The following is a 10,768-nucleotide window of genomic DNA, read 5'->3' on the forward strand; positions in this document are numbered from 1 at the left end:
GTCCACGAAGTCCTGAGACATGCCCATGTCAACGATGTCCTGAGACACATCTGACCACGATGTCCTGAGACATGACACCGGCGACTGCCGGACACCACTCTGCGGGACTCAACGGAACCGCCACGCTGGTACTGTCGCGCCCGGGTCAAACTCGGGGCCCGATCGGGGGAATGGTGGCCTTGCCTGACGAGGTGAAGTACGACAGCAAGTCCATGTCGACGGTCCGCGGGACCAAGAGCGTCGTCGTCTCGCGAATGGCGAAGGATGGCTGGGAGCTCGTCGGCGAGGACGAGGGCCGGCTGAAGGTCACGCTTCACTTCCAGCGACCGAAAAAACCGATCAACGTTCTGCTCGTGGGTGGCATCGCTGCGGCCGCCGTGCTAGTCGTCGCGGCAATCGGGGTTGGCGCCGCGCTGGAAAGCGGAGACGAGAAGCCTGCGGCGGGCCCGTCCACGCCTGCGGCGAGCGAATCGACACCAGGGGTCGGGGACGGACCTTCAGGCGAGGCCGCGACCGAGCTTGCGGAGCCGTCGACCCGCGAGACTCTGACCCCGGAGAACGACGAGGCGTTCGCGGCGATACTCGCAGAACCCGACAACTGCAGTGACTCGCTCGCAGCCTGGGCCGAAGAGCGCGAGTGGACGACGATCCAATTCGACGGCAGCATCGGCGCGATGGCCAACCATGAGGACTACGACACCCGGTACGACATCTTGGTGCTCCCAGGCGACGACGGATCTCAGACCAGCTTCGGGCCGTCGTTCCAGTTCCGTGACGTCAGCATGTTCGACCTCCACCTCACCGGTGACGTGCCGGACACGATCGGCGTCGACGACAAACTTGCTGTCACCGCAGAGGTCGTCGGCGAGATCAACCCGAGTCGTGACAACTGGAACTGCCTCGTCTACCTCGACCCGGTCTCCACCGAGGTTCGGTAACGGACACAACAACCGTCGCCGTGACCACCGAAGGGAGGGACTGCTGCATGGCCGGTAGGGATGCCGCCGTGCGCGAGCTCGATCCGAGACAGCGCGAAGCCTTGGTCCCGAGGTGGGGCCTCGGGGCCGGGGCTCTGTCGTGTCTCAGGCTGAGGCGAGACGGTCGGAGACGAGACGGTTGAGCGAGATGCGCTCCTCGGCTGCCTGCTCGACCAGGCGGCGGTGGGTCCGCGGTGGGATCCGCACGCGGAACTCGCCGGAGTAGTTGCGCTCGGTCAGCGGCTGGGGGGCGGGCTCGCCCGACTCTTCAAGGTCGGCGACGACGTCGCGCGCCAGCTGCTGGATGCCGGAGAAGGCCGAGCCCGATTCTGGCTCGAGCCAGGAGAGCGAGGGCAGCTCGAGCACGGTGCCGACGTACTCCTGGTCCTCGGGTGACCATGTGACGCGGTAGGTGTAGTGCTCTGCGACGCTCACTGTTCCTCCTCTGTGGAGTTCATGTCTTCGAGCTTGTTGATCGCCTCGAGGACCTGTCGGACCTGGTACGCCTTGGCCTGGCCCTTGCTGTTCTGGATGTTGACCCGGGGTCGCCCGGCCAGGGTGTCTTGTAGACGTGGTGGGACGAGCCGCGCTGCCGCGGCTCGCCGAAGTAGTGCTCGCACACGCTGGCGAGGTCGTCGAAGCTGACGTTGGTCGGACTGTTCCGCATCTGGGCCAGTCGCTTGTCGTGCTTCGTCACCGAGATGACGGTACCAATAGTGGTACCAGCCTGTCGACGGGCCCGACAATGTGCCGTGGTCCGAACACCGGCGCAGCCATCGTGAGCGGTTCGGCGTTCCCGTCGGGAACGCGTGAGGGCCACTCAGAGCCCGGTGAGGGCCATCGATGACTGGGTTTGCGCTGTTCAGCGGCCATCGCCGCTGGTCCCGCGTACACCCGCGCGGGTTTCAAGTCCCCCTCCGGACACTCGTTGAGACAGCGACGACGAAGGCCTCCCGGGTCCACAACTGGGGGGCCTTCTGTCGTTCAGGGGACGTTGTGGCCCGGTTGGGCGGTGCTCGGTTCAGTTGTTGGCGTCGGCCTCCCGTCGTTCGGTGATGGCACCCGGCGGTGCCGCTGAGCGGGCTGCCTCCCGCCCTGAGAACGTGCTCCACGAGGGTGCGGAGTAGCGTCGGGTCCTGCGGTGGCGCCGGCGTCGGGCGAGCTGGTGCCGGCACCCTTTGTCCTGCACTCTGCTCATCGCCCAGAGCTCGACAACTCGACGACCGATATCGGCGTCGGCACGCTCATTCGTACGCGCGACAGCGCTGGACGAGGTGGGAGAGTTTCCCCGTGGATATTCGGAAGGTCATCGCGACCGCTCGGTACTGGGTCATCAGCTACTCGCAGGTCGACGCGCGCCGCAGCGAGGTGCGCCTCGACGCGGAACACGCACTCGACGCGCTGAAGGGGAACCTTGTTGCCGCGAACCTCGAGGGTGAGATCGGGTGGCGCGTGCTCCCCCTCGGCGCGAACGACGCCTCGGCGCTGCGCGCCGTGTCCCGTGCCGTGACGCTCGCGCCCATCGAGGCAGAAGACCAAGAGGCAGTACGGCAGCTCGTCGACGAGGTGCCCGAAGCGCTTGCCGAGGCGGAGGCGGTGTCCGGCGCGCGCCGGCTGCTGGCGACATCAGCGGTGCGGCAGGCTGGTGCAGAGGCGGTGGAGTTTCTCACCGAGTACGTCACCTGGGGACTGGAGTCCGGGCTGCCCGGGGTTCTGCGTCGCCTGGAGCCTGGCTCCGAGCCGGAGGACATCACGGTCGCCGACGCGCTGTCCCCGCGGGTGGGACTGGGTTCGATCTGGCGCGGCCTGGGCGCCGCCGAGCTGATCGATGTGAGCGCGCTTCCTGCTGCGAGCGGCACGACGGTGTCGGCCGCCGACGCTGACCTCACCCAGCTGCGCCCCGTGCTCGCCACCGGTGCCGCGACCCATCTCGTCGTCTTCAGCACGGCGCCGCACCGCGCGGCTGATCTGATGACCGCCCTGCAGCCCTGACGAGGAGGCAGACCCGACTGCTCACACTCTGTGACTGCGGTGCCACCTGCGAACGGGCCAGTGCATGACGGCGTTGCCGTCCCAGTGCAGACGATCAGGTCGTTAGCCGGCCGGTGAGGGCCTGGGCGGCCCGCGGGAGCGCTTCGTGGCGCGCGGAGCCGGTCAGGGGGAACAGTCCGGGGTGCCCTGAGGCGTTGAGCTTCGCCGTGATGGCGTCGAGCACGACCGGGGCGTGCTGGTACTCGTCGATCAGGACGACCTGGTCCCCATCGATCATGGTGGCCGGGTCGCGTGTGACGGCGTCTCGGGTGTCGAGGTCGTCGAGGTCGAGGATCCGGCATGGCACCATCTCGTTCGACAAGTTCACCAGGGAAGTTACGCCAGATCCTCCACTGCCGGGCCCTGGACTCGACCTGGAGGTCGCAGTGCACAGCGGTTGCTGAGCCGCACCCGCCTCGACCCGGATGCGCATCGGCAGGCTCACCGATGGCGGTGTCCCCGTGGGGCTCCTGCGCTCCCCGTCGCTGCCGAGTCCGGGCAATCCGCCTCGGTGGATGTGTCTCGCCTCGGTCGCTGGTCGGCGCGGCGCTCAGATCCCGCGCTCTTCACTGACCGAGTTGGCCCCGTCGACGGTGATCAGCTGACCGCTGATGTAGGACGCGCCGTCCGCGGCGAGGAAGGCGATCGCGTGCGCGACCTCGTCGGCAGTGCCGGAGCGCCCGACGGGCGTCGCCGCGCCCATGGCGGACTCGCGGCTCGACGCTGACGCCGTGTCGATCCACCCCGGCGCGACGGCATTGACCACGACACCGCGCGAAGCGGTCTCGATCGCCACCGCTCGAGTGAGCCCGACGATTCCTGCTTTGGCCGCGTGGTACGCGACGTCGCCCGGGTAGGCGGCAACCGGTCCCGACACCGACGAGACGTTGACGATCCGGCCGTAACCGGCGGACTGCATCTCTGCGACCACCGCGCGGATCATCAAGAACGTCGTGGTCAGGTTGCGCTCCAGCGATGCGTGCCAGCGAGCGACCGCGCCGGCTGGATCCCGGTCGGAGATCGACGTCATCCCAGCGTTGTTGACGAGTACGTCGACGTTGCCGTAGGTGGTCTTCGCGTGTCCGACGACGGCGTCGACGCCGCTCTGGTCCCTGAGATCGGCGACCACTCCCTCCGCCTCGCCGCCTGAGGCTCGCAGCTCGTCGACGCGGTCGAAGATGCGGCCGGTCGTCGAGGTGACGACCACACGCATTCCTGCGGCGCTGAGAAGACGGGCCGCAGCGAAGCCGATGCCGTGCTCGCTCCCGGCGCCGGTGACGATGGCAACACGCTGACGGGGCAATGCCATGGTGGGACCTCGTTCTTCATCTCGAACGGGACGAGCGGACCCCGGTGAGTCGCCCGACGAAGCTCTGCTCCTGGCGGACGACCACCCGATCTCCCGTGGTGGTGGGTGATCTACCAAGCACAGACCCTGTGGTAAGGACCGTGTCAAGGGCTGCGAGCGAACTTCTCCATCAGGGCGGGTCAGGGCCGGGCGTCGAGCCCCAGGTGGTGGCGCATCGTTGCCGCGGCGTCGCCCAGGTGGCCGAGCTGCTCCGGTGAGAGCGCGTCGACGAACTCCTCCTTGATCGCGCGCAGGTGGGGCATCGTGCTGGCGTGGAAGGCGAGCTCGCCCTCGTCGGTGAGCACGACCCATGACCCTCGGGCGTCCTCCGCGCAGGGTTCGCGACGCACCAGGCCCCGTCGTTCCATGCGGCCGAGGTGCCCGGACAGGCGGCTGCGTTCCCACTCGATGTGCGCGGCGAGCTCGGAGGACCGCATCGCGCGACCCTCCGCCTCGCTCAGCGCGAGGAGCACCCGGTAGTCCCCGCCCGAGAGCTGGGAGTCCTCGTGGAGCCGGGCCTCGATGCGAGCACGCACGATCTCGAAGGTCTCGACGTGCGCCCGCCAGACCGCGAGCTCGTCGTGCGTGGGGACCTGTCGCCGTCGTGGACTAATCACGGACCCTCCTCGGTTGTTGACACGTGAATCATATGCGCCCGGCGCAACCTCACCGCGAAGGAGTGGAAGACCATGGACGTCTCGCAGATCGAGTTCGGCATCGACAGCTTTGGGGACCGGCCGCGTGACGACCGGGGTGAGATCGTCTCGCACGGCGAGGCGATCCGCGCGGCGGTGGCCGAGGCGGTCCTGGCCGACCAGGTCGGGATCGACGTGGTCGCGCTCGGGGAGCATCACCGGCCCGAGTACGCGATCTCGAGCCCGGAGACCGTGCTGGCCGGTATCGCGACGGCGACGAAGCGCATCCGGCTCGCCTCGGGGGTGACGGTGCTGTCCTCGGACGACCCGGTGCGCGTGTTCCAGCGGTTCGCCACCGTTGATGCACTCTCCCACGGTCGCGCCGAGGTGATCCTGGGCCGAGGTTCGTTCACCGAGTCCTTCCCGTTGTTCGGGTACGACCTCAAGGACTACGACATCCTGTTCGAGGAGAAGGTCAACCTCTTCCACCAGCTCCTGGACGAGCAGCCGGTCACCTGGCAGGGAACGACCCGTGCGCCGCTGCACGACGCCGACGTCTTCCCGAAGACCGATTCGGGCCGGCTCCAGACGTGGGTGGGCGTCGGCGGGACGCCGCAGTCGGTGCTCCGCACGGCCCACTACGGTTTCCGACTCATGCTGGCGATCATCGGTGGCGCCCCTGACCGGTTCGCGCCCTACGTGGACCTGTACCGGCGAGCCCACGAGAAGCTCGGCACGAACCCGCAGCCGGTCGGGATGCACTCGCCCGGCTTCGTCGCCGCGACGGACGAGGAGGCCAAGGAGCTGTTCTACCCCGGCTACCGGGAGATCCGCGACCGGATCGGCGCGCTGCGCGGCTGGCCGCCGCTGCGAAGGTCCGAGTTCGACGCCGAGGTGGCCGGCGGATCGCTGTACGTCGGTTCGGTCGAGACGGTCGCGGCCAAGATCGCCCACGCGGTCCGAGCACTGGATGCCGGCCGGTTCGACCTGATCTACTCCGCCGCCGGTACCGTCTCCGCCACCGCGCGGCTGCGCTCGGTCGAGCTCTACGGCACGCAGGTCATCCCGCGCGTCCGCGAGCTCCTGGCCGAGACGCCGGTCGCGGCAGGAGCGGCACGATGAGCGCGCCTACGACGACGATCGGGATCCTGGGCGCCGGGAAGGTGGGTACCGTCCTGGCCCGGTTGGCCGTGGCCGCCGGCTTCCGGGTCCTGATCTCCGGCTCCGGCGACCCAGAGAAGATCGCCCTGACCACGGAGGTCCTCACCCCCGGTGCTACCGCGGCGTGGTCCGCCGAGGTAGCGGACGCCGTCGACCTGGTGGTGCTGGCCCTGCCGCTCAGCAGGCACCGTGACCTCCCCGTCGCGGAGCTGGACGGCAAGCTGGTCGTCGACGCGATGAACCACTGGTGGGAGATCGACGGGCCGCGGGAGGCGGTCCTGCCGCCGGACACCTCCTCCAGCGAGGCCGTCCAGCAGTTCCTGTCGGGCGCACGGGTGGTCAAGGCGTTCAACCACATGGGCTACCACGACCTGGAGGGCGAGGCGCGTCCCGCAGGTCCGGGGCGCAAGGCGATCGCCGTGGCCGGAGACGCGCCGACGGACCTCGCCGTCGTGTCGGAGCTCGTCGACGCCCTCGGCTTCGACGCGCTCGCCATCGGCGAGCTCGCGGCGGGAGTTCGGCTCGAGCCCGGGACCCCTGCGTTCGGCGCGAACGTCGACGTCGAGAACCTGCGCGCCCTCACCAGCAGTCCGGCGACCCCCGTGCCGGCCGACGAGCCGCGCGATCGGGAGGCCGCGTGGCCCGGTTGACCGTGTTCCGACCACACGGTGTCCACTGGGCTGGCGTCCCGAGATGATGCGCGGACGGTACGGCACCAGGACCGTGCCGGGCACACCACGGTCAGAACACCGAGGAGAGGTTGTCGCATGACTGAAGCACTGACGGACACGACGGGTGCGGGGGTCACCGTCGGGGTCGAGCTCGCCGACCCCGTCAGCGCCTACACGATCACGGTCGACGACGGACCCGTCGCCGGCAGGGTGGAGTTCATCGACCCACCCGACTCGGACCGTGAGCGCATCATCTTCCACACCGAGGTCGACCAGGACTTCGCCGGACGAGGACTGGCCAAGATCCTGCTGGCGGAGGCGCTCGCGGACAGCATCCGTCACGGCCTCACGATCGTGCCAGTGTGCCCGCTGTTCGGCCGCCACCTGGCCCGGCACGGCGACGAGTTCGTCGCCGCGGGCGGCGCGTTCCGCACGCCGACGCGCGCGGACCTGTCCGCGGTGACCCTCGCCGTCCGGCACCGGCCGTGACCGCCCACCTGCCCTGCAGGACGCCGTGCCGCGGCATAGCGTGACGTCGGACGCTGCGCGGGACCGGGCACCCACGGAGGTGAGCACATGCAGTCGATGATCCCCGACTACCTGGAAGGGGCGCTGTCCGGCGTGGCAGCGGACGACTCGGGCCAGACCGCAAGCTACATCCCCGAGCTCGCGGCGGCGGATCCCGATCGGCTCGGCGCCGTCTTCGCCACCATTGACGGAGAGGTCTACGGTGCGGGCGACGTCGACGTGGAGTTCACGATCCAGTCGATCTCGAAGCCCTTCGCCTACGCGCTGGCACTCTTCGACCGTGGGTTCGACGCCGTCCTCGCCAAGGTCGGGGTCGAACCGTCCGGTGAGGCGTTCAACGAGATCTCCCTGGACGCGACCGGACGTCCGCTCAACCCGATGATCAACGCCGGCGCCATCGCGGCGCACGCGCTCGCCGGCCCGGAAGGGTCGGCCCCCGCCGCACGCGTGGAGCGCGTGATCGACGGTCTCTCGGCCTTCGCGGGCCGACGGCTGCGGGTCGACGAGGCGGCGTGCGCCTCGGAGATGGAGCACGCGCACCGCAACCTGGCGATCGCGCACATGCTGCGCAGCCACGAGATCCTCACCGAGGACCCGCGGGACGTGGTGGTCGGGTACCTGCGGCAGTGCTCGGTCCTCGTGACGGCGCGGGACCTGGCCATGATGGCTGCCACGCTCGCCAACCGGGGGGTCAACCCGCTCTCGGGGGAGCGCGTGGTCGGCGATCGAGTGGTCCGGCAGGTGCTCAGCGTCATGGCTACCTGCGGGATGTACGACGCCGCGGGGGACTGGGCGACGCAGGTCGGCATCCCCGCCAAGAGCGGCGTCGCCGGCGGGCTCATCGGCGCTCTCCCGGGCCAGCTCGGCATCGCGACCTTCTCGCCCCGGTTGGACACGCACGGCAACAGCGTCCGAGGGGTGTCGTTGTTCGGGCGGTTCTCATCCGACATGGGGCTGCACGTGATGGAGGTGCCGCCCGCCGCGCGCGCGGTCGTGCGGTCCAACCGCGTCCGCGGCACCGCGGGCGACGCTGTCCGCGTCCTGCGGCTGCAGGGCGGGATCCGGTTCGCCGGGGCGGAGCGGTTCGTCCGGGAGGTCATGGAGCACCCGCCGGCCGAGCCGAGGGTCGTCGTCGACGTCTCCGCGGTCTACTCCCTCGACGACGTCTCGCGCCGGATGCTCCTCGAGCTCGTGCGCCGGCTCACCCTGGACGGTCGGGACGTGTACCTGGTCGATCCGGAGGTGATCGTCCCGGACCCCGACCCCGGCGAGGGCGGTCGGGTCACGGTCGTGGACGAGATCGGCGAGGTCCCCGTCTCGCGGGACGACGTGGACGAGCACGGTGCTCCGCCCGCGAGGCACGAGGCCGACGCATGACCGTCGAGGCGCAGCCCCGGGAGCGTTCTACGGACAAGGTCGGCGCGACAGCGCGGGACGGTCGCGCCGCACGCCAGCGGGCGCCGCGCCGTCGGGCGGCCGACTGGGACCCGCGGGTGCGGGACCAGCGACCCGTCGACCGGCTGCGTGCGCAGGAAGGGGTCCGTGACCCACAGCTCCTGCCACTGAGGTATGCGCGGATGGCGTCGTCGCCGTGGGCCTACCTGCGCGGCGCCGCGGCCGTGATGGCCGCCGACCTCGCGACCGCGCCCCACTCGGGTCTCACGGTCCAGATGTGCGGTGACGCGCACGTCCTCAACTTCGGCTTCTGGGCGTCGCCGGAACGGCAGCTGCTTTTCGACGCGCGCGACTTCGACGAGACCCTCCCGGGGCCGTTCGAGTGGGACCTGAAACGCCTCGTGACGAGCGTGCACGTCCTTGCACGTACGGAACGGCTCGTTGCGGGGTGCGACGAGAGCTCGGCGGCCGCCGCCGTGGCGGGGTACCGCACGGCGATGCGCCGGTATGCGCGCATGGGGGAGCTGGACGTCTGGTACGACCGGATCCCGCCTGACGTGCCACTGAAGCGGCTGTCTTCGCAGCACGCCGAGGCCGCCGTCCGGATCATCGAGAAGCAGTCGCGGAAGCGGACCCACCATGGTGCGGTCAAGCAGCTCGTCACCGAGGAGGGCGGACGGCGGCGGATCATCCTGGACCCCATGAAGCGCGTGGACGACGGCCTGACCCGCGAGCAGCGGGTCGTCGCGTACGAGCAGGTCTACGACACGTACCTGGCGTCCATCCCGGCCCACCTGCGCCGTCTGGTCGGCCGCTACACCCGGGTCGACTCCGTGCGTCAGGTCGTCGGCGTGGGGAGCGTCGGGATGCGCGTCTGGCTGCACCTGCTGGAGGGCGACAGCGGGCGCCAGCCGCTGTTCTCGCAGGCGAAGCAGGCCACGGCGTCGGTGTACGAGGAGTTCCTCGGTCCGAGCGAGTTCTCGAACCACGGCGAGCGTGTGGTGGTGGGCCAACGTCTGATGCAGTCCGCCAGCGACATCTTCCTCGGCCACATGCGCGTCGACGGCTTCGACTACTACGTGCGGCAGTTCCGCGACATGAAGATCATCCCGCGCGGGGACCAGGTCTCCGGCTACCTGCCGCAGTTCGCTTTCGCCTGCGGGCACGCCCTGGCCAAGTCCCACGCGCGCAGCGGTGACCCGGCCGCGATCGCGGCGTACATGGGACGAGGGCCGGCCTTCGCCGACGGGATCCTCGGCTTCGGGCGGGCCTATGCCGAGCAGACGGACGCCGATCACGCCGAGCTGGTGGCCGCCGTGGGCAGGGGAGTGGTGCGCGCCGCCGAGCGGGCCTGGTGAGCGGGCCTGGTGAGCGGGCCGGTTGGCCGGGTCACCCGATCGGGACCCGGAGACCCAGCCCGCTCCGTTCGCGTACGTAAAGATCACCGACGCGAGGGCACGTGCGGTCGGCGACGATGGCTCCATGAGTGACACGGACCTGAGCACCACCACCGACGGCGCTGCGCGCGGCGGCCTGCGGCCGGCGACGATCGAGCGGATCGAGAACGGTCTGGTGGTCGTGCTGGCGGTCGCCGGGACGCTCGCGATCGAGCCGGGGCTGTGGTGGTTCCCCCTGGCTGTCTTCCTGGTGTTCGACCTGTCGATGGTCGGATACCTGCGGTCGCCGGCCGCCGGCGCCGCGACCTACAACGCCGTCCACACCTATGTCTGGCCGCTGGGCCTGGCCGTCGCGGGGCTTGCGGCCGGTGCCGGTGCTCCGACGCTGTCTCGGTGGCTGGCTCTAGTCGCACTCGCCTGGGCTTTCCACGTGGGCCTCGACCGGGCGCTCGGGTACGGCCTGAAGCTGGCTGACACGTTCACGCACACCCACCTGGGCTGGATCGGCAAGGACGCCGGCACGAACGTCCGGTGACGCGACGTCGTGCGGCCGGCCGGCAGGGTCGGTTTCGAACCGACGGCGACCACCTGGTGCCGTCGGACCGCCGTGTTCTGGTCGCTGCGC

Annotated in this window: 13 protein-coding genes; 8 read left to right on the forward strand and 5 right to left on the reverse strand. The window is 70.0% G+C overall.

Annotated features, from left to right (window positions below):
* Positions 1 to 191: 191 nt before the first annotated feature.
* Positions 192 to 938 (forward strand): DUF4839 domain-containing protein, encoded by a 747-nt coding sequence (locus ACWAT2_RS00005; protein ID WP_402372066.1) that lies wholly within the window; start codon positions 192 to 194, stop codon positions 936 to 938.
* Positions 939 to 1,082: 144 nt separating this feature from the next.
* Here the strand turns inward: ACWAT2_RS00005 and ACWAT2_RS00010 are convergent, their stop codons facing one another.
* Entirely contained in the window at positions 1,083 to 1,412 is a 330-nt protein-coding gene (locus tag ACWAT2_RS00010) for a type II toxin-antitoxin system HicB family antitoxin (protein WP_402372065.1), read from the reverse strand.
* Entirely contained in the window at positions 1,409 to 1,597 is a 189-nt protein-coding gene (locus ACWAT2_RS00015; protein ID WP_402372063.1) for a hypothetical protein, read from the reverse strand. The genes ACWAT2_RS00010 and ACWAT2_RS00015 overlap by 4 nt, the downstream gene beginning before the upstream one ends.
* Before the next feature lie 670 nt (positions 1,598 to 2,267).
* Between ACWAT2_RS00015 and ACWAT2_RS00020 the strand changes: the two genes are divergently transcribed.
* Entirely contained in the window at positions 2,268 to 2,969 is a 702-nt protein-coding gene (locus ACWAT2_RS00020) for a nuclear hormone receptor family protein (RefSeq protein ID WP_402372061.1), read from the forward strand.
* Between the two features lie 94 nt (positions 2,970 to 3,063).
* Here the strand turns inward: ACWAT2_RS00020 and ACWAT2_RS00025 are convergent, their stop codons facing one another.
* The 3 genes from ACWAT2_RS00025 to ACWAT2_RS00035 form a co-directional block, all read right to left on the reverse strand.
* Positions 3,064 to 3,336, reverse strand: coding sequence for an AAA family ATPase (locus ACWAT2_RS00025; RefSeq protein WP_402372059.1), 273 nt, complete (start codon positions 3,334 to 3,336; stop codon positions 3,064 to 3,066).
* Positions 3,337 to 3,558: 222 nt separating this feature from the next.
* On the reverse strand, positions 3,559 to 4,317 hold the full coding sequence (locus ACWAT2_RS00030; RefSeq protein ID WP_402372058.1) for an SDR family NAD(P)-dependent oxidoreductase: 759 nt from the start codon (positions 4,315 to 4,317) through the stop codon (positions 3,559 to 3,561).
* Positions 4,318 to 4,496: 179 nt separating this feature from the next.
* Positions 4,497 to 4,973 (reverse strand): MarR family winged helix-turn-helix transcriptional regulator, encoded by a 477-nt coding sequence (locus ACWAT2_RS00035; protein ID WP_402372056.1) that lies wholly within the window; start codon positions 4,971 to 4,973, stop codon positions 4,497 to 4,499.
* A gap of 72 nt (positions 4,974 to 5,045) precedes the next feature.
* Here ACWAT2_RS00035 and ACWAT2_RS00040 point away from each other — a divergent pair, with 72 nt between their 5' ends.
* The 6 genes from ACWAT2_RS00040 to ACWAT2_RS00065 all read left to right on the forward strand — a co-directional run bounded on the left by ACWAT2_RS00040 (position 5,046) and on the right by ACWAT2_RS00065 (position 10,678).
* Positions 5,046 to 6,113, forward strand: coding sequence for an LLM class flavin-dependent oxidoreductase (locus ACWAT2_RS00040; RefSeq protein WP_402372055.1), 1,068 nt, complete (start codon positions 5,046 to 5,048; stop codon positions 6,111 to 6,113).
* A complete protein-coding gene (locus ACWAT2_RS00045; protein ID WP_402372054.1) occupies positions 6,110 to 6,802 on the forward strand; it encodes an NADPH-dependent F420 reductase in 693 nt (230 codons plus the stop codon). Before ACWAT2_RS00040 ends, ACWAT2_RS00045 begins: the two co-directional genes overlap by 4 nt.
* Positions 6,803 to 6,919: 117 nt before the next feature.
* Complete coding sequence (locus ACWAT2_RS00050; RefSeq protein ID WP_402372052.1) at positions 6,920 to 7,312, forward strand: GNAT family N-acetyltransferase; 393 nt, start codon at positions 6,920 to 6,922, stop codon at positions 7,310 to 7,312.
* An 87-nt stretch (positions 7,313 to 7,399) separates the two neighbouring features.
* A complete protein-coding gene (locus tag ACWAT2_RS00055) occupies positions 7,400 to 8,728 on the forward strand; it encodes a glutaminase (protein WP_402372050.1) in 1,329 nt (442 codons plus the stop codon).
* A complete protein-coding gene (locus ACWAT2_RS00060; RefSeq protein WP_402372049.1) occupies positions 8,725 to 10,104 on the forward strand; it encodes a DUF2252 domain-containing protein in 1,380 nt (459 codons plus the stop codon). The genes ACWAT2_RS00055 and ACWAT2_RS00060 overlap by 4 nt, the downstream gene beginning before the upstream one ends.
* A gap of 124 nt (positions 10,105 to 10,228) precedes the next feature.
* Positions 10,229 to 10,678 (forward strand): DUF4260 family protein, encoded by a 450-nt coding sequence (locus ACWAT2_RS00065; protein ID WP_402372047.1) that lies wholly within the window; start codon positions 10,229 to 10,231, stop codon positions 10,676 to 10,678.
* Positions 10,679 to 10,768: the final 90 nt, after the last annotated feature.

The sequence above is a fragment of the Isoptericola sp. GX10416 genome (assembly GCF_056590155.1).